This window comes from Grimontia sp. AD028 (assembly GCF_000973155.1).
Lineage (GTDB): Bacteria > Pseudomonadota > Gammaproteobacteria > Enterobacterales > Vibrionaceae > Enterovibrio > Enterovibrio indicus.
Genome location: NZ_LASY01000029.1, coordinates 1 through 19357 on the forward strand (window position 1 = coordinate 1; position 19357 = coordinate 19357).

Consider the following 19357-nt stretch of genomic DNA (forward strand, 5'->3'; position numbering starts at 1 on the left):
TTGATGGAGGTGACTACACCGGCAAAGGAACGCCGCGATCACAACGCCAGTCAATCTCGCTGAATCCTGCATCTTCAGGTTGTTTGGGTATAAAGGAGTGAATGATATGGAACTGGAAAACGAGCGTGGAGAAACCATGCATCTTGCCGACGACCTAACGCTTAAAGAAATGGTTGATATGGGGCTTCTGGTGGTGTTGTCAGATGCCAACGATGACGCTGAAAACTGCTGGATTCCCACAGAGCCACTCGAATAACCTGAAAAGCCCCGACAAGGGGCTTTTTTGTGGCGATGAGATTTTGTTCGCGAATTAATCGCGGTGTGATCCTGCTTGAAACATCATCATTTTCCTTTGAGAGAAAACGCTCTACAATCTGCGCGTCATATTTGTGCCACAAGAGTGTAGGCGCACCTGTTTCAAAAAGGATGTCTCATGAAACTGTTTGTGTTTGACCACTGCCCGTTCTGCGTGAAAGCGATGATGGTTGCAGGCTTGAAGAAGATAGACTTGGAAATGGTTTATCTTCAAAACCACGACGTCGACGCCCGTATCGAAAAAGTCGGCGCCAACATGGTTCCGATCCTTCAAAAAGAAGACGGTAGCTACATGGCAGAGAGTCTGGATATCGCCTCATACCTCGACAATCTCGACGGTAATCCAGCGATTGCTGAGGGCACAATGGGTGAGCGTATTTCAGCTTGGATGAACATTGCTGGCCAGTTCGGCTCACGCCTGATTTATCCACGTTGGACGATGATTGAGTTGCCGGAATTCCAGAGTGAAGAAGCGAAAGCCTGGTTTACTAAAAACAAATCAGCCATGATCAAAATGTCTTTCGATGAGGCGTTTGCTAACAGCGAAGAGTACATTGCTAAGCTGAATGTTGAACTGCTGAAACTTGATTGGTTGGTCCCACCTTCACAGCGCAACAACGTGCTGACCTATGACGACATCAATATATTCCCATTCCTTCGAAACTACACAGTGACGAAAGGTTTGCGCTATCCAGGCAATGTTCGTCAGTACTTGGATGAAGTGTCCAAACTGACGGGTGTTGCACTGTTCGATAGTGTGGCAGTTGGGGCACCAATCGCGACAGCCTAACTAGCAAAATTGAGAAAGAAGGGGCGAAATAGCGCCCCTTCTTTTTTGGCCTATCTTCCGCCTAATCTGCACTTTCCGTCGATACTTCCTCGCTTATCAAAGAACTAGGTCAGTCCAAATTTAATGAAGTTCATCATCATTGATAATTCCGGGGATGGCTATCGGATAAATTAATTGTATTGACTCGAAACTATGTGTTAAGTGTTTTCTATCCTCAGCGAAAGGAAAAAGCACATGCAAAGAAACAGTTTGGCAAGGTTAAGCAAAGCTGCTTTGGCAGTTGGGTGGTTGTTTTCGTTGGATGTCATGGCATCAGAAGATCTGCGGCAATTGGGCTTAAGTGTATTCGGTGCAATGCCGCATTCTATGCCCGGCAGTGAGAAAGACACGCCAGAACAAGTTGCTCTGGGAAAGGCCCTTTACTTTGAAACCGCACTATCTGGCAATGGCAGTCAGTCGTGCAATAGCTGCCATGACCTGGATAAATCCGGCTCGGGTACTGAGCCGTTATCGGTGTCTATGGGGGCAATGGGGAAGCAGGGTAGCCGTAATAGCCTCACTACCTGGAATGCGGGCTTCCAATTCGTACAGTTTTGGGACGGCAGAGCGAAAACGTTGCATGAACAGGCAAGAAGCCCAATTCTGAACCCGATTGAAATGGCGCTGTCTTCCGAGGAAGAAGCAGTGCGAAGACTGAAAGAGAAAGGCTACCAGCCTAAGTTCGACCTGGTTTTTCCTCAGGATGAAAACCCACTGGTGTTTAACAACATCACGCAAGCTTTAGCGGCGTTCCAACGTACATTGGTGACGCAAGACAGATTTGATGAATGGCTGATGGGTGACGACACCGCACTCTCAGCGCAGGAAAAGCGCGGAATGAAGCGGTTTATTACGGTGGGGTGTCATGCATGCCACAACGGCCCTTTGATGGGAGGGCAACTCTTTATGAAAATGGGGTTGGTGAATCCATACCCCAATGAAATCGACAAGGGAAGGGCGTTAGTGACTGGAAACAGCGCAGATAATTTCATCTTCAAAGTTCCCACGATGCGAAATGTCGGCCAGACTTCACCTTACTTCCACGATGGCGCAGTATTTTCGCTGGAACAGGCCGTGCGAGATACGGCGTGGCACCAACTGGGTGTCAAACTCAATGAGCAGGATGTTGACGACATGACGGCATTTCTACGATCACTCGACAATAAAAAGAAAATCGAATTCTCGAACCACGAATAACAGGGAACGATGATGCAAAAAATGTATCCCATCAAGAAGGTCTTTACCGGAAAAGTGAAAAGTCAGTTTGGCATGATGACCGCCATGGGAAAGCAGCCGATCGAAGGGGAAATATTCCTATCCGCGCTGGGGCTTCAAGGAGATGAGTGTGCGTCGGATAAACACCATGGTGGTGTTGAAAGGGCATTGCATCAATATCCATCTGAGCATTATGACTTTTGGCGCACGAAGTTTGGCGACAAGGCCGACTGGCGGCCCGCAGGGATGGGTGAAAATATCAGCACTGAAGGCATGACAGAAGACGATGTCTGCATTGGTGATAAATATCAGTGGGGAAAAGCCGTGATTCAGGTGAGTCAGCCCCGCTCGCCTTGCTACAAGCTCAACAAGCGTTGGGATGTAGAGACGTTTTCTGAGGTGATGCAAGAAACGGCCAAATGCGGCTGGTTGTACCGTGTGATCACGCCGGGGTTTGTCAGTGCTGCGGAGCCACTGATTTTGATTGAGCGCGCCGAAAACGCCTTGACCATCAAACAAACCTGCGATTACTACTTTGGTGATCCACTAAACCTGGAAGGCTTGAGATTAATTGCCGCACAGGAAGGGTTGTCCGCTAGCTGGACGCGTACCGTCCACAAACGCATGGAAACGCAGCAAATAGAAGACTGGACGCCAAGGCTGAAAGGCATTTTCGCCTAAACAAAAAAGCCGCGAACATGGTCGCGGCTTTTTTTGGAAGTAATGACCTTTACAGGTACATCTTCGCCAGCTCAGAAGGCTCAACTTCTTTGCCTTCCAACTCTGCATTCCAGTTGGTACCAACCAGCACGCCGTCTTCATCCAGCGTGATAAGCCAGTCTTCAACGAACACATCCAGTGGGATTTCAGTGATTTCGAAATCAGCCCACTCATCGACGTTGTGTTGCGCAGCGTCTTCTTTTGAAGACCAGAATGGCATCACTTCGCTTTCTTCGAACTCGCTCGAGTCGCAAGCCAGCCAGCCTTCCTCTTCGTTTTTCAGACCCCAAACCACGTTAGTACGCTTGGTTTCTTCAACGAACAACATCAGATTTGCCTGAACGTCTGCAGTTAGTTTGCTCATTTTTCAATTCTCATGGGAAATTTCGCCGTTAGAGTAACACTTTCATTCCAAAGGTGCTTTATTCCTGTGTCGTTAATTCAGGAAATCACTGAATGGCATAGGCTTACTGGCCAATAATTCTGCGAATTGACCCAGCCCTTCTTCAAACTGATCTCTTGAGCTGATAGACATCAGCGACAGTCGGATACAATTTGGTGTGTCACCGACTGAAAAATACCCGCCGTGACTAACAAGAATCGCGCGCTTTTTCGCTTCTTCTACCAATCTGTCTACTCGCCAGTGTTCAGGCAACTTCAACCAGATATGAAAACCCGACGCTGTTTCGTAGAAGTCTTTGAGGATATTTGCTGCCACGGTTTGTCGATACTCTGCCTCGCGAAGTTGTGCTCGTGCCAGTTCAAAGGCGGTGCCTTGTTCAATTAGGTCTGTCGCAGCCGCGAAATTAATGGGAGAAGCCAGCCAGATGTTCGCGCGGATATGAGCTGCCAGAACAGGCAGTAAGGCATCCGGTGCTTTGATATAACCGCAGCGCATCGCCGGACTGACAGCTTTCGACAAACTGGTGATATAGATACTTTGCTGTGGCAGCAGGTCAGAAATAGCTGGGATAGGGGCATTGTTCAAGAAGGCATAGATGTCATCTTCGACCAGATAGGCAGAAGAGGCTTTGATGACGTCGGCGATTGCCTGACGTCTTGAAACAGACATGGTGATGCCAGTCGGGTTTTGGTGTGAAGGAATACAGATAACCAGCTTCGGCGAGTGCTGCTTGATCACCTTCCTTAAATGTTTGTGACAGAGGCCATCATCATCAAGGTTAACGCCGACAACCTCGCGGCCAGCGAGATTGGCAATCGCCAGAATACCGGGATAAGTAAGTGCTTCGACCGCGATGGTATCCCCAGGCTCTGTCAGGGTTTCAACTAAGAGCGACAATGCGTGCTGCGCACCGTTTGTTAGCAGTACATTCTGGGAGCTTGCAGATTGAAGGCCATATTTCTGTAACCAGATTGCTCCAGCCGCCCGGTGGGCTGAATGGCCTGAGTCATCAGCGTACGCGAGTAACGCCGGTGAAAGGGTTTCAGCTGCCTGAGAATATGCCTGAGTAAGTGCATTGAGGTTCAAACCCAAACAGGGCTGGAGAATAGAAAAGTTAAAATCTAATTCCTGATGTTGAGGTTGGATAACCTGACTAAGAGCAGACTTGTCCCGAACGAAGGTGCCACGCCCAACAAATGATTCAACGCGTCCTAACTCCGCCAGTAGCTTATAGGCTTTTGAGACGGTGGCTGGCGTAGTGCCAAGTTCATTGGCCAATTCCCTGTGAGGAGGCAGTTTGGCCCCAGCAGCGTAAATACCTTGCTCGATTCGAGAGGTTATCTGATTGGCAATGTCTTTGAATTTGGTTTCACTCAAAAAGGTCTTCCTGTGTCTGCTCGCGGCATGGACTAAATTATGACCAAAGGTACGAATAATTGAAATAACTTAATTATGTCATTATTTAAAATTGACATATGTCAATTGATGCAATTATAGTCGCTCAAGAAATAGTTAAACAACCTCCATTACGGACATCAACGAATACCAAAAGGAGAAGTCATCATGGCTCAGGAAAAAGTCGCATTTATCGGTCTCGGCGTTATGGGCTATCCGATGGCTGGCCACCTCAAAAACGCTGGATTCAATACCACCGTTTACAACCGTACCACTGCAAAAGCTCAAGCCTGGGCAGATGAATACAAAGGTGACTTTGCCGTTACGCCACGTGAGGCGGCAGAAGACTGTGATGTGGTATTTGTGTGTGTTGGTAATGATGATGATGTCCGCAGCGTGATTTATGGCGATGATGGTGTACTGACCAGTATGAAAGCAGGGAGTGTGCTGGTGGATCACACCACTACATCTGCAACGTTGGCCGAAGAGCTCGCCGAAGCATGCAAGGAGAAAAGTGTTCACTTTATTGATGCGCCAGTCTCAGGTGGTCAGGCAGGCGCAGAAAACGGCGTGTTAACCGTGATGTGTGGCGGCGACCAGACAGTCTTTGATGCGGTAAAGCCTGTGATTGATGCTTACGCCAAGCAAGCCGTTTTGATGGGCAAAAATGGACAGGGTCAGCGCTGTAAAATGGCCAATCAAATATGCATCACGGGTATCTTGCAAGGCTTAAGTGAAGCGTTAATATTGGCGCAGGCCTCAGGTCTGGATATTGAACAAATGGTGAGTGTACTCAAGCACGGTGCAGCGGGTTCATGGCAGATGGAAAACCGTGCTGTCACCATGGCGCAGGACAAATTCGATTTTGGATTTGCTATCGACTGGATGCGCAAAGACTTGGGAATTTGTTTGGATGAAGCGGCAGACAAAGGTCTTGAACTGCCATTGACCAAAGAGGTAGACGAAAAATACGCCCGCCTCCAAGTTCAAGGTTTTGGTCGAATGGATACTTCCGTTCTTATTAAGGCTCAGTGATATATTAAGCCCTTGAACAGCCAGTAAAAAAGAGCAGCCAAGCTGCTCTTTTTTAATTTACAGAGTTAAGAACAAGGCCCCAAGTTCTCCCAAACTCCCCACTCGCCCGTTGTACCCGGCTCTTCATTTTGCGTCCACCATTTTGCTTCAAACGCACTGCCTTTATGGGAAACGCGCTCTCCACTGCTGTAAACCGTACCTGACTGCCAAACGGGATAGCACTCTGTTGTCGGATTATCGTTGGAAACCACAATCGTGATGACTTTCTCGTCGGTCAATCCCTTGGTATCAGTCACAATAAGCTTTACTTCATAGCTACCTTGCTGCTGGTAAGTATGCGTCGGACTTTTTTCTGATGACTCAGTGCCGTCCCCAAACTGCCATGTGTGGCTGACAATGCCTGTATCATCGGTCGATGTGCTCTGGAAGCTAATGGTGAGCCCTGAAGCGAAGAAGTTGAAATCCGCAACAGGAGGGAGGTTATCTCCCGGTAATGTTTGGCAGTCTCCGTTTACAGACCAGACTTGGGGGTAGAGATCTGGTTGTGCGCCAGTAGACCACCAAGTCGCTTTATATGTTTTACCTTGAAAACTCACAATATCACCGGAAGCATAGCTCTTGTTGGGATCCCAAGCAGCAACTGAACATGAACTGTCTGAATCAGACACTGTTACGGTATTAACCGCAACGTCACTGTTCCCCTTGCTATCAGCGACTGTCAACGAGACGGAATAAGTCCCACTTGTCGCATAAGTGTGTGATGGACTCTGCTGAGAAGAAGAGCGGCCATCACCGAAATCCCATTGATATGAAGCAATCGGGCCTGTCGACAGGTTGCTGAATACTGCGGTTAGTGCTTTGGTTTCATGTGAGAAAGAAGCATCAACAACAGGATAAACGTCTTCGCAGTGCTCACCAGTTTTACCGCCTGCTGTAACGCCCACTTGTTGGAATGCATCGATAACGTCATCAACACAGTATCCCAAGTCACTGGCAGCATTGAAAACGCCTGACGCAGCATGGTCAAACGTTGATCTCGCTTGCCAGTAAAGCTGGTTTGCGCGAAGGAAAATATCAAACCCTTTGCGTATATCCCAACCCGGCTTTGTGGCCAATAGATAGAAGGCTTTGTTAAATACTCCAGAGCTGTGGTGTACATCTATCCCTGAATAGTAGTCTTTAGCATGGCCAATGGATTTTCCGTCCAGTGGAGGATTATCCATATGGCGCATGGCACCACTGCCTTTCTTGATCCTATCGCCAATTTTCCAGTTGTAGCTTCCTTCCAGATAGTAAATTGCCGCTGCGCCTGCAATATCAGAAAACGCTTCGTTAATGCCTCCCGACTGATTTTTGTACTCCAGATCGGAGTTTTGCTGAGTGACACCATGGCTGACTTCATGAGAAACAACATCAAGAGAAACAAGAGGATAAAAGTAGGATTGACCGTCTCCGAATGTCATTTGTTGGCCGTCCCAAAAAGCATTTTCGTAATTACGGTCGTAGTGAACGCGCATACGAAGTTTCTGGCGTATAGGAGCGATGCCGTACCACTCCTTATACATTTTAAAAACAATTTGTCCGAAGGCATGAGCGTCATTTAGCGGGGAGTATGCGCCGTTGACTTCTCGTTCACTGTTTTCGAAGCAGTTAAAACTATGGACAGTGCCTCCACTTTTTTGATGCCTCATATCTAGAGTTTCGACGTTTTCGCTGTCTAAATAACATGTGCTCCCAGACTGCGTAACGTCAAATGCAGGATAGTCAGCACCAAAATGGTAGCGACCGGTTTTTGGATTTCCTCCCGGTCCTGTGCTTTGCGCATGATTTAGGCCTTCCCAGCTGTCCAGCACTTTACCGGATAGCGCGTCAATAAAGCTAATAGGGCGCGTTGGCTTATCGCTGTAAACAACATAGGAGACCTTCCATGCTAGGTGGGCGGTATCATTTTCGTCCAACCAAACCATGAGCTGCTTTTCGGGATGTTGGATTTGGTATAGCTCGTGTCCTTTTAGTGCTAGTAAGGTTGACAGAGCTTCATCATCGCTAATTAAGGGTGTTGTTGTCGGGAGGTCTTGTTCGATACCAGTGATAGCGCTCCCAACAAAGCCGCTGAAGCGTCCTAGCTGACCTTTGTTTGCTACAAAGCTCTCTCCATAAATGGGAAGGCCTTGATAGGTTTGACTGATTCTTACCACCTCGTTACCGCTAAGGTCTCTTCCTGAAAAGCCCTCTATGTAGGACTGACCTTCCAACAATGCTTCAACTTGATTGTCCGCTTTAGCAAAGCTTGTAAGTTCAAGGTTAATCCGTTGTGCAGCAAAAGAGGGTAGCGAAGTTACTGCGATCGCGACACCAAGAGATAGCATATGAAATTTCGGTTTCATTTATTTGTTCACCAATGTGTATTTATGGGTTAGAGGCAACAGCGATAAATACCTACGTGTTTTCAGCTACGTCAAAAAAGGCTGACTTTTATCAATGAGTGTCTAGAGGAGATTTGGCAACTATTAGGCTGGCGATTTTCTATTTAAATTTAATAGTGAAGGTGAAATGATGAATAAGTTTATATTTAAATGCTTTCTCGTTGTCTTGTTGCACAATTAATATGACATGACTCGTAAAAATAGTGGGTTTGGTAGGTGGCTGGTTCTCTTTTCATCTGTTGTGTAACGAAATTGTTGCGCGTATTCTTTTGTGGAGTGGTATGGCGGCGACTGTTTGGCTTGTGTGATGTCTTAATATATTGAAAAACATAGGGTAAAAATTATTACTTTGTTTGTTCAATGAATATTCGCCTAACGAGACGGTAGGAAAGAATATCTTACATTTTCAATAGTTCATGTATAAGAATTTTAGCGTTAAAAAAACGGCTGATATTTGCAGTTTTCAAGATGTTATGCCTATATCAAAGTGCCTTTAAGTTATTTGGTATAAGTGGCGGCAACAAATTCGTTGCCAATATTCAAATATAAAAAGCCGGAGATAACTCCGGCTTAGACGTTAATACAAAGATGAAGGCGGTAATCTAAGCGACTTGTTTATCTTTGTTATCTTTTTGCACGAAAAACTCGTCGTGTAGTGCGCGAATAGCACCTTCATACATCTCGTCTTTTACCACAAACTGCACGTTGACGTTGCGCATTGAAGAGTGGACAGCAATCGGTGAAATATCGCTGTTCATCAGTGCCAGCACACCTTTGCTCAAGGTAGTGTTGGTATTGATCTGCGAACCAATCGCGGAAATCAGAGCAACCATGTGGCTCGTGATTGTCGAGTCAGGGAAGCGTTTTTCAGCGCGGTAGAGTAGCTTGTTAAGGTTCTTGGCGACGCCGCTCAGGTAGTAAGTGAGGGAGTTGGCACTCATCTCTTTACCGACCAGATTTACGCTTTCGTCAGCGATCATCTCCATCAGTTCATAACCGACGTTATCGACGTTACCCACCATCGCCTGATCAAAAATGTGCAGGGCGAAAACCTTGTCGCGACCCGCAATGATTTCGATCTTTTCGGAATCTGGCTGGTAAGCCTGAGAGATCAACGTGCCTTTGTGCTCTGGCTCAAAGGTATTTTTGATCTGTAGCGGAATTTCTTTTTTACGAAGACCGGAAGCTGCGTTCGGGTGGATGGCTTCCATGCCGAGGTTGGCTAGCTGGTCTGCGACATCAAAATTACTTTGGCCGATGGGCAATACGTTTTCTGGGCCCGCAATGCGAGGATCTGCGCTGCTGAGGTGATATTCCTTATGGATAATCGCCAGATCCGCAGAGGTTTGGCAGGCAATGCGGCTGAAGGTCATTTCGCTGTAACCGCGATCGTAGGTCTTCATCAGGCCTTCGTCACAGTAGGCGTAGCCAGTCACAATTGGCAGCTCGGTAGTGACATCAATCTCTTTAAACGCTTCAACAATCACTTCATCCAGCGTGCCGGAAAGCTTGTTGTCCCATCCTGAGAGATCCACAAACTTGGCATTTACACCAAGAGTTCTTAGCTTCAGAGCAGTGTTGTAAGCGCTGTGGGCTTCGCCGATTGAAGATAAAAACTCTCGGATCTGTGGCAAGTATTGGCGCAGCGTGAACTGACCATAGCTGCAGGTCGCCAGAATATTTGAAATACAGTCTTTGGCATCTTTCAGACGCTCAGCAATGAAGTTGTCTGCACGGGTTCGGTTAAGCGGATCTGCAAACAGGTTTTCATTGATCATTTTCAAACGCACTTCGAGCGCATCGATGGCATCGGCCCATTGTTCATCACGCTTGGCAACCAGTTGGTAGATGCCTGGCTCGCCAGAACGCTTGCTCTCAAGAAGCGCGTCGGTAATACCACTATAGGCTGAAACCACAAATACACGGTTATACGGATTCTTGGGGCGAAGGAAAATGTTGTCCAATACGGCATCAAATGCCGACATAGACGTGCCGCCGATTTTCTCAACGGTGTAAGTCATAATTGCAATCCTTGTCTGTCGTAAATAGAAAAAGGGGGCAAATGGCCCCCAAAAGACGCTAATTTTTATTAATCTACCAGCGGATAAACGCCGTTTTCATCGTGAACTTCTTGTCCGGTAATTGGTGGGTTAAATACACATGCCATTACCATGTCCGCACCTTCGTAAGCGCGAAGGAAGTGTTCATCGTGTTTGTCCAGAATGTAAAGTGTGCCCGGTTTGATTGGGTAAGTTTCGCCACCTACCACTTCAATTTCACCTTCACCAGACATGCAGTAAACAGACTCCAAGTGGTTTTTGTAGTGAATGTGGGTTTCAGTGCCTTTAAAGATGGTCGTGATGTGGAATGAAAACCCCATCTGGTCATCTTTCAGTAACATACGAACACTTTCCCAGGTTTCGGATGCTACGCGGCGCTCGCTGTTTCTACACTCTTCCAGAGTTCTTACGATCATGTTTCTTATTTCCCTTAAGACGCTTTGCGGGTAAGTTCATTAGCAACTTCCTGAGCTGCTTTTTCAAAGATGTGCAGGCCTTGCTCAAGCTCTGACTCACTGATTGTAAGCGGACAGAAGAACTTCACGACTTCATCGTCAGGACCTGCGGTTTCAATGATCATGCCTTTCTCAAAGCAACGACGCGAAATCGCGCTGGCGATGTCACCGCTTTTACACTCAATACCTTGCATCATGCCGCGGCCTTTTGCGCGAACGAACAGCGAAGAAAGTTGCTTCAGCGAACGGTCGATAGTCTTGGACACTTGTTGGCTGCGCTCGGCAATATGGCTTTCAAAATCATCATTCTGCCAGTAATGCTCAATCGCTTTTGTTGCCGTAACGAAGGCGTGGTTGTTACCACGGAAAGTACCGTTATGTTCACCTGGAAGCCATTTGTCCAACTCAGGTTTCAGCAGCACCAGCGCCACTGGCAGACCGTATCCGCCGATAGACTTAGACAGGGTCACAATGTCTGGATTGATACCAGAAGGTTCGAAGCTGAAGAAGGTGCCAGTACGGCCACAACCAGCCTGAATATCATCAACGATTAATAGAATGCCGTGGGCTTTACAGATTTTGCTCAGCTTCTGTAGCCACTCGTTTGAAGCGACATTCAGACCACCTTCACCTTGTAGGGTTTCCAGCAACACAGCAGCAGGCTTATCGAGACCACTTGAGTTGTCGTTCAACATGGCTTCGAACAGCGCAAGGCCGTCAATGCCAGCGTAGTCTTCATAAGGAATTCGGGACGTGCCAAACAACGGAGTGCCGGCACCACCACGGTGATGTTGGTTGCCGGTAGCTGTCAGTGCGCCCATGGTGCACCCATGGAAACCGTTGGTGAAAGTCACGATGTTGGTTCGGCCCGTCACTTTGCGAGCCAACTTCATCGCTGCTTCTACTGCATTCGTACCGGTTGGGCCGGTGAACTGCACTTTGTAATCAAGATTTCGTGGCGCGAAGATGTGATTACGGAGTGCGGTTAGGAAAGCAGCTTTGGCTTCGGTAAACATATCCAGGCCATGGGTAATGCCGTCGTTGGAAATGTATTCGACCAAGGCTTCTTTCAGAATTGGGTTGTTATGGCCGTAGTTCAGCGAACCTGCGCCGGCCAGAAAATCAATGTAGCGTGCTCCTGAGTCCGTGGTCAGCCAGCACCCTTTTGCCGAGGTAAAGACAACAGGGAAGCTATTGCAATATGACTTAACGTTTGACTCTTGCTTGTTAAAAATTTCCATTTGGAATCCATTTTATATTTTTAAGAATGGTTTTATTTCAAAGGAATGCGGAACAAAAACTCCGTGTCGTGTTTTCCTTTGAAATGCTGTTTTTCGTCGAGAAACACTGTGACTTCACCATTTTCACCATGTGCGGCGTCGAGCTTGCGGAATAAGCTCCAGGAGCCTTTATTGGATCCAGTGATAGTGGTTTCTACAACATTGACGTCTGAGAGGTGATCGCGCATCAAAAGCTCTTGCAGCATTTGAAAAGCGAGACCTTTGCCGCGTGCTTCTGGAGAAACTGCGACTTGCCAGACAAACAGCTCATTAGGGGCTTCTGGCTTTAGGTATCCAGAAATGAATCCGGCTACGGAACCCTTGTGCTCTGCGAGGATGCAGGTCTTATTAAAGTGGGAAGATTGGAGAAAGTTGCAGTACGAGGAGTTTTCATCGAGTGGGGGACAACTGGCGATAAGCTCGTGGATCCTGATGCCATCTTCGATTCGCGGAGTGCGAAATACCCAGGCGTCGTTTTCCGTCCTCAAACGCGTCAATGTCGCGCTCTGGTGTATCGTCTCGGTACTCATTGTTTCAATTAATCCTTTAGAGGTCTAAGCATTTAAGCCCTTTAAATGATACATCTGATGGAATTTTTATCAAGTCTGAGTCACAAATAAGCATATTTATGTCTATAACTTGCTGTTTTATATGTGTTCAATAAAAATGACGCAAAACTGAAACATTTAGATGTGTAATTAATGTGCTTTAAGTGAATCATTCTGTATCGATAAGAGATGAAAACCGAATACAGCGACAGATCCCGTGTTAACTGTTGTTGTTTCGCTGATCAAAGGTCGATAGCACCTAGGGGCAGAACCCTTGCAGAAACCATCCCCAAAGGTCAACAGCCGCTTAGGTAGTGTCGTTTTTTAGTGAGGCATATTAAGTTGATTTGGAGGAAAGAACTGAAAGTTTTACGTAGTAAACTTTCAGTCAGATTTTGAAAGAAAGAAAATGAAAGCGTTTTACACTTGTAATATTTTAACAGAAAGAGGAGTAACTGGCTGAATTATAATGATATAAACACTGACTTATTTTTGCTAGGTTAATAATGATCAGGCCGTTAGACTCGTCGCCAAAATAATAAAAACAGTTACTGATTACACTTTTATACCCTAAATCCCAAAAAGGCAAAGAAAGTCACGATGAGTCCAGAACAACATCTTACCCAATGGCAACAAAGTCAGGCCGACGCAGAAACCATGTCACCTCTCATTAGCAAGCTGTACCGTGAGAAGGGCGTCGAAATTCAAATTTATGGTCGTGCTGTGATTAACGCCAGTACGATTGATCTGCTGAAGTCACACCGTGTAGCGCGCTGGTACACAGGACAGGAAGTCACTACCGCACACACACTCCCTATTCTGGAAACATTGGCACAAATGCCACTTTCTCCTTGCCGAATCGACATTGGTCGTCTTGCCAACGTTTACTGGCGTGACCATGAAGATTTAGCCCAACTAGATGATTTCCTCAAAACAGCAATCGCAGACCTGCCGCCGTCCACGAGTCTTAAGGAGCCCAGAGATATCGTGTTGTATGGCTTTGGCCGAATTGGGCGTCTGGTAACGCGCCTAATGGTAGAAAAAAGCGGACCAGGCTACCCACTGCGTCTACGCGCGATTGTTGTACGTGGCGGTAAAGATGGCGACCTTGAAAAGCGCGCCAGCTTACTGCGTCGTGATTCTGTTCACGGGCCTTTTAACGGTTCCATTTTGGTGGACCATGCCCGTAACGCTCTGATCGTGAATGGTAACTACATTCAGATCATCTACGCGAACCACCCTTCAGAAGTAGACTACGAAGCCCACGGAATTAAAAATGCCGTTGTTGTTGATAACACAGGCATGTGGCGCGATGTTGATGGTCTCAGTAACCACCTGACCGCCAAAGGCGCGGGTAAAGTGTTGCTGACCGCACCAGGTAAGGGGGACATCAAGAACATCGTATTTGGTGTTAACCACGGAGACATCAAAGACAGCGATACCATAGTGTCAGCCGCAAGCTGTACTACTAACGCAATTACACCTGTGCTGAAAGCGATGAACGATCGTTATGGCGTGGAGTCGGGTCACATTGAGACGGTGCACTCATTCACCAACGATCAAAATCTGATAGATAATTTCCACAAAGGCGACCGCCGTGGACGTGCCGCGTCATTGAACATGGTGCTTACATCTACAGGTGCAGCAAAAGCCGTTGCGAAAGCTTTACCTGAATTAAAAGGAAAGCTGACGGGCAATGCTATCCGCGTTCCAACCCCCAACGTCTCGATGGCGATTGCCAACCTGAACCTGGGCAAAGATGTGGATCGCGATTCACTGAATACCTACCTGCGTGAGACTGCACTCATGTCTCCGTTGGCGGGCCAGATTGATTACACCCAATCGACAGAAATCGTATCCTCGGACATCGTAGGTTCTCGTTATGCGGGTGTGGTAGACAGCGAAGCGACTATCGCCGATGGCAATCGCTGTGTGCTTTACATTTGGTATGACAACGAATTCGGATACAGCTGTCAGGTTATCCACTGCATTGAGCAGATGGCGGGCGTCCAATATCCAGTGATTCCTGCGGTAAATCAGCACTGATCATTGAAAGAAAACATCCCCCTAAGCCAAAGCGACTCATCTGAGTCGCTTTTTTTATCTCTAAGAGCAACAAATCCTAAAGAATGACATGAGGTAGATATCTTGCGAGATCTTGAGTTACCAGTGACGCATCTTCGCGAATCGAAATCCCAGCAGCGCGATCGTTGACCAGCCAACTGCCAATCAAGGTGAAGTTGTCGCCGAATTTTGGCAGTGGTTGGTACTGTTGAACGATCGCTTGAGAAAGATCATAAGGCCCATCAGTTTTAAAGGTCGACGCGCCATTTCTAACGATTTCGATGTTGGCGCCCTCGCGCGAAAACAACGGCTTCACCACATAGTCAGAAAGGGAAGATGCTTTCGAATCATCCGCGAAGTAGGCAGGCAATAGATTAGGATGATTAGGATGGAGTTTCCAAAGCATCGGAAGCAGTGCTTTGTTGGAAAGCACAGACTTCCACATCGGCTCCAGCCAGTTAATCGTAGCGCTACCCAAGAATTGGGCATACTCCTCATCAAACATGAATTCCCAAGGATAGAGCTTGAACATCCAGCGAATGACTCGTCCCGTCAGGTCGACAAACTCACCGGCATCATTCACGCCAATATCTTCAACGTAGACAAAGCCCGTGTGTAATCCAGCCTCTTTGGCACAATCTTCGAGGTACTGAACCGTCGCACGGTCTTCTTCTGTGTCTTTACAGCAACTGAAGTGAAGCGTTTGGCCCGGTTGGCGTTTGGCAAGCTCGGCAAAGCGCTCCATGATGTAATCCTGAAGAATATTGAACTGGTCAGCACTTTGGTGGATGCGTCCACTGTTCACCACATCTTCAAGCCATACCCATTGCCAGAAGCCGGTTTCAAAGAGAGAAGTTGGTGTGTCTGCATTGTTTTCATAAAGCTTGGCTGGATTGACACCGTCATAGGTGAAATCAAGACGGGCATACAGCGACGGATCCCGGCGTCGCCAGGAACTTGCGACCAAATCCCACATGGCTTCAGGGATGCCGAATTTGGTCAGCAGCTCATCACTGCGGGTGACGCGCTCCACCACATCAAGACACATCTGGTGGATCTCTTCAGTGGGCTTTTCAAGATCTTCTTCAATTTGCTTGAGGTTGAATTGATAGTAGGCGGTTTCATCCCAGTAAGGTTCGCCATACATGGTATGAAATCCAAACCCGTATTGCTTTGCCAGTTCGCGCCAGTGAGGGCGCTCTGGGATATCCCGCCTGAACATTGCTTAACCGCCACTGCGCGAAGAAGACGCGCGTGATACGGATTTACCAAAACCGCCACGGGACATCACCTGTCCAATCGTGCCGCTGGATTTTGGTTTGGTGATTGAGCTGGTGGAGACCTTCACCGATTTTTTGCTCGATGAGCTGTAGAAATTACCATCGCCAGAATAATACTTGCCACGATAGCCATACAGCGGCTTTGAATAGTAACGTTTCTTCTTTTTCTTGAAGTAGTCATCATCCAGCATGTTGGCGAAGAAAAAGCCTGCCATCGCCGGAATGTACCAGTTGTTGTAACGATCACAGCCATCCGAAAAGTCGACTTCGCACTCGTATTCATTGTTGTAACGTGGGGCAGATTGCGCGGCATCTTCAAGCGCATCCTGATACGCGATTCGGCACTCTTCAATCTGGTCTGGAAATGAACGGGCACAATCCTGTGCGGACTGGAACACGAAACCCTCAGTTTCAGGCTCGAAGAAACAGCCTGAAATGCCTCCTACAAACGCAAAGGGGATCACCTTGGCGGCTTTGTCCATAGTTGGACGAATAACGTTTTGACTCCGTTTCATGACTGCCTCCGTTAGTAGGTCAGACACGCAGCGTTCAGTACGCCGATGGAAACAGAGACGACTGCCAAAATAATACCGGCTGGCAATTCGTCGTTTTCAATGCGAGTAGTCAACTCTTTCAGCATGACAAAACGAACGATGGCAAAGGCAATAAATTGTGCCAGCATGGCAATCACGCCCCACACCATAAAGTCGACGATGTTGACGGAGTTTTGCGCCGCACCTGCAATGGCAATACAGTAACCCAAGAACGCACCACCAAGAGCAACTGCTGCTGTTACGCTTTGCTTATCTTTGATCAGTGACCACTCGTCGTAAGGCGTAATGCGGATGTAGATGAACTTAAAAATCAGCACAAATGCCAGCGAAGCAGCAAAATAGATGATGAAGTTTGGCAGACCTGAAAGCAGTCCGGCGAGCATATCCATAGTGGTATCCTGTCAGTCCTTGAATCATTATCCCCACCTAAGCTAAAGGCTCGCTGGGGTCGATAAGTATAAGCTTATGTTTGTTAGCGAAAAACGGCCTTAAGCTATCACGACTTTGCGAGGTAAATCGTCTCAAAGTTAAAGACACTCAGTTATTGCTGGAATTATTGGTTTACAACGTTCCTATGAGCGAGTTTGCGAGCGACCTATGAAAAATATTGTATGACCAAGGTCTCATTAAAGCCCACTTTCTATAATTCGCTCATTTAGACCCGAACCATGGATGGAGAAGTCATGTTTGATTACCCAAAAACACGCAAAGATACGATCGTCGATACATATTTCTCCGAGAAAGTGGCCGACCCTTACCGTTGGCTGGAAGATGATTTAAGTGACGAAACCGCGCAATGGGTAGAAGCTCAGAATGCGGTCACCTTTGGTTGTTTGCATAATATTCCCTTCCGTCATGCCATTCGTGATCGACTCGAAGCGGCCAACAATTATGTGAAAGAATCTGCACCGTTCGATCGCGGTGATTACACCTACTTCTATCGCAACGACGGCCTGCAGAACCAGTCCGTGGTGTATCGTACCAGCGGAGAGGTAGCGGACGCCGAGGTGTTTCTTGACCCAAATAGCTGGAGTGAAGAGGGCACCACATCACTTGACCAACTGCGCTTTTCCCGCGACGACAAATTCATTGCCTATTCGACCTCTGAAGGTGGCAGCGACTGGCGAACCATCTATGTGTTGGATGCAAAAACCGGCGAGTTGCTGGCTGACAAAATCGAGAACGTGAAGTTTTCGGGTATCGAATGGCGTGGTAGTGAAGGTTTCTACTACTCGACCTATGACAAGCCAGAAGGTAGCGAGCTTTCAGCCAGAACTGAACACCATAAGCTTTACTTCCACACTTTAGGCTCTGCACAGACGGACGATGTGTTGGTGTTTGGTGGAGATGATGATCCCCAGTTCCGTTATGTTGGTGGCTACACCACAGAGGATGATCACTATTTGGTGATCTCTGGTGCTAATGCCACCTCAGGAAACATGCTTTATGTGCAAGACCTGAAAGGCAGTGGTGAACGCGTGTGCCTGACCGACGATGACAGCGCAGACAGTGATGTTATCGATCATCACGACGGCAAACTCCTTATTTACACCAATTGGCACGCACCGATGGGGCGTATTGTGGCAGTGGACGTTGCAAATCCGCAGCAGGAAAATTGGGAAGATTTGATTGCTGAAACCGAACATGAACTTAGCATCTCAACGGGTTCGGGCTACCTGTTCGCCAGCTACCTCGTCGATGTTCAGACCCAGGTTAAGCAGTATCGCCTGAGTGGCGAGAAGGTGCGTGATGTGGCTCTGCCAGATGTAGGTACAGCGTCTGGCTTCTCAGGTCGCGAAAAAGATAAAACGCTATATTTCACCTTCACCAATTACACCACAGCAGCAGACACTTACCGCTTTGATCCGGTTACCGGTGAGACTGCACTTTATCGTCAAAGCGCCTGCACCATCGACAGTGAGAAGCTTGAATCCCGTCAGGTGTTTTATACCTCCAAAGATGGCACCAAAGTACCGATGACCATTTGCTACCGCAAAGGCATCGAGCTCGATGGTTCTCATCCCACTATTCTGTATGGGTACGGTGGATTCAATATCAGCTTGGAGCCTGCTTTCAACCCAAGCATTGCAGCATGGATTGAAATGGGCGGCATCTATGCCGTTGCCAACCTGCGTGGTGGCGGTGAGTATGGAAAAGCTTGGCATCAGGCTGGCACTCAGCTTCAGAAACAAAATGTGTTTGATGATTTTATTTCGGCAGCTGAATTTTTGATTGCTGAGAAGTACACGTCATCAGAGAAACTGGCTATTCGCGGGGGATCTAATGGCGGCTTGCTGGTGGGCGCATGTATGACGCAGCGTCCTGACTTGTTCAGAGTTGCGTTGCCAGCTGTAGGGGTGTTGGACATGCTGCGCTACCACACGTTTACATCCGGTGAGGGCTGGAAGTACGATTACGGTACCTCTGCGCAAAGTGAAGAGATGTTCCAATATCTGTTGGGCTATTCACCCGTGCATAATGTGAAAGAAGGCGTTGTATATCCATCGACTTTAGTGACGACGGCTGACCATGACGATCGCGTGGTACCTGCGCATTCCTACAAGTTTATTGCAGAGCTTCAGGCAAAACATGGTGGAGACAACCCTGTGTTGATCCGTATTGATGTGAATGCGGGACATGGCGCAGGTATGCCAATGCACAAGGTGCTGGATTTGGGCGCTGATGTGTATGCATTCTGTCTTGACCAGATGGGTGTAGAGCCCGTGCTTTAAAGGTATAAGAAAAACGCGCCAGATAAGGCGTAATGCATGTGAATTA

Annotated in this window: 17 protein-coding genes; 7 read left to right on the plus strand and 10 right to left on the minus strand. The window is 47.6% G+C overall.

Features of this window, described 5'->3' with window-relative positions:
- Positions 1 to 106: 106 nt before the first annotated feature.
- The 4 genes from RN22_RS25105 to RN22_RS07150 all read left to right on the plus strand — a co-directional run bounded on the left by RN22_RS25105 (position 107) and on the right by RN22_RS07150 (position 3040).
- A complete protein-coding gene (locus RN22_RS25105) occupies positions 107 to 256 on the plus strand; it encodes a hypothetical protein (protein WP_002538214.1) in 150 nt (49 codons plus the stop codon).
- Positions 257 to 433: 177 nt separating this feature from the next.
- Entirely contained in the window at positions 434 to 1105 is a 672-nt protein-coding gene (gene grxB / locus RN22_RS07140; RefSeq protein WP_046303706.1) for a glutaredoxin 2, read from the plus strand.
- A 234-nt stretch (positions 1106 to 1339) separates the two neighbouring features.
- Positions 1340 to 2341 (plus strand): cytochrome-c peroxidase, encoded by a 1002-nt coding sequence (locus tag RN22_RS07145; protein WP_052737505.1) that lies wholly within the window; start codon positions 1340 to 1342, stop codon positions 2339 to 2341.
- A gap of 12 nt (positions 2342 to 2353) precedes the next feature.
- Positions 2354 to 3040 carry an MOSC domain-containing protein gene (locus tag RN22_RS07150; RefSeq protein ID WP_046303707.1) on the plus strand — a complete coding sequence of 229 codons (687 nt, stop codon included), beginning with the start codon at positions 2354 to 2356 and terminating at the stop codon, positions 3038 to 3040.
- 49 nt (positions 3041 to 3089) lie between these two features.
- Here the strand turns inward: RN22_RS07150 and RN22_RS07155 are convergent, their stop codons facing one another.
- Positions 3090 to 3443: a DUF2750 domain-containing protein gene (locus RN22_RS07155; RefSeq protein WP_002538220.1), complete on the minus strand. Its 354-nt coding sequence runs from the start codon at positions 3441 to 3443 to the stop codon at positions 3090 to 3092.
- 72 nt (positions 3444 to 3515) lie between these two features.
- Positions 3516 to 4859 carry a PLP-dependent aminotransferase family protein gene (locus tag RN22_RS07160; RefSeq protein WP_046303708.1) on the minus strand — a complete coding sequence of 448 codons (1344 nt, stop codon included), beginning with the start codon at positions 4857 to 4859 and terminating at the stop codon, positions 3516 to 3518.
- 186 nt (positions 4860 to 5045) lie between these two features.
- Here RN22_RS07160 and RN22_RS07165 point away from each other — a divergent pair, with 186 nt between their 5' ends.
- Positions 5046 to 5912: an NAD(P)-dependent oxidoreductase gene (locus tag RN22_RS07165; protein ID WP_046303709.1), complete on the plus strand. Its 867-nt coding sequence runs from the start codon at positions 5046 to 5048 to the stop codon at positions 5910 to 5912.
- Positions 5913 to 5977: 65 nt separating this feature from the next.
- Here the strand turns inward: RN22_RS07165 and RN22_RS07170 are convergent, their stop codons facing one another.
- From RN22_RS07170 to ectA, 5 genes are all read right to left on the minus strand, one after another.
- Positions 5978 to 8299: a PKD domain-containing protein gene (locus RN22_RS07170; protein ID WP_046303710.1), complete on the minus strand. Its 2322-nt coding sequence runs from the start codon at positions 8297 to 8299 to the stop codon at positions 5978 to 5980.
- Between the two features lie 641 nt (positions 8300 to 8940).
- Positions 8941 to 10359 carry an aspartate kinase gene (locus tag RN22_RS07175; protein WP_046303711.1) on the minus strand — a complete coding sequence of 473 codons (1419 nt, stop codon included), beginning with the start codon at positions 10357 to 10359 and terminating at the stop codon, positions 8941 to 8943.
- 68 nt (positions 10360 to 10427) lie between these two features.
- On the minus strand, positions 10428 to 10814 hold the full coding sequence (locus RN22_RS07180; protein WP_002538224.1) for an ectoine synthase: 387 nt from the start codon (positions 10812 to 10814) through the stop codon (positions 10428 to 10430).
- 14 nt (positions 10815 to 10828) lie between these two features.
- The gene (ectB, locus tag RN22_RS07185) at positions 10829 to 12094 is read right to left on the minus strand and encodes a diaminobutyrate--2-oxoglutarate transaminase (protein WP_046303712.1); all 1266 of its coding nucleotides are present in this window, start codon (positions 12092 to 12094) and stop codon (positions 10829 to 10831) included.
- Between the two features lie 32 nt (positions 12095 to 12126).
- A complete protein-coding gene (gene ectA, locus RN22_RS07190; RefSeq protein ID WP_046303713.1) occupies positions 12127 to 12663 on the minus strand; it encodes a diaminobutyrate acetyltransferase in 537 nt (178 codons plus the stop codon).
- A 618-nt stretch (positions 12664 to 13281) separates the two neighbouring features.
- Between ectA and RN22_RS07195 the strand changes: the two genes are divergently transcribed.
- Positions 13282 to 14727, plus strand: a complete 1446-nt coding sequence (locus tag RN22_RS07195; protein ID WP_046303714.1) for a glyceraldehyde-3-phosphate dehydrogenase — start codon at positions 13282 to 13284, stop codon at positions 14725 to 14727.
- 76 nt (positions 14728 to 14803) lie between these two features.
- Here RN22_RS07195 and RN22_RS07200 read toward each other — a convergent pair whose 3' ends face one another.
- From RN22_RS07200 to RN22_RS07210, 3 genes are read right to left on the minus strand one after another with little or no spacing between them, the layout of a single operon-like run.
- A complete protein-coding gene (locus RN22_RS07200; RefSeq protein ID WP_046303715.1) occupies positions 14804 to 15967 on the minus strand; it encodes a glutathionylspermidine synthase family protein in 1164 nt (387 codons plus the stop codon).
- Between the two features lie 3 nt (positions 15968 to 15970).
- The gene (locus RN22_RS07205) at positions 15971 to 16540 is read right to left on the minus strand and encodes a DUF1190 domain-containing protein (RefSeq protein ID WP_046303716.1); all 570 of its coding nucleotides are present in this window, start codon (positions 16538 to 16540) and stop codon (positions 15971 to 15973) included.
- Positions 16541 to 16551: 11 nt separating this feature from the next.
- The gene (locus tag RN22_RS07210; RefSeq protein WP_002538230.1) at positions 16552 to 16968 is read right to left on the minus strand and encodes a DUF350 domain-containing protein; all 417 of its coding nucleotides are present in this window, start codon (positions 16966 to 16968) and stop codon (positions 16552 to 16554) included.
- 294 nt (positions 16969 to 17262) lie between these two features.
- Here RN22_RS07210 and RN22_RS07215 point away from each other — a divergent pair, with 294 nt between their 5' ends.
- Positions 17263 to 19311 carry a prolyl oligopeptidase family protein gene (locus tag RN22_RS07215; protein WP_046303717.1) on the plus strand — a complete coding sequence of 683 codons (2049 nt, stop codon included), beginning with the start codon at positions 17263 to 17265 and terminating at the stop codon, positions 19309 to 19311.
- Positions 19312 to 19357: the final 46 nt, after the last annotated feature.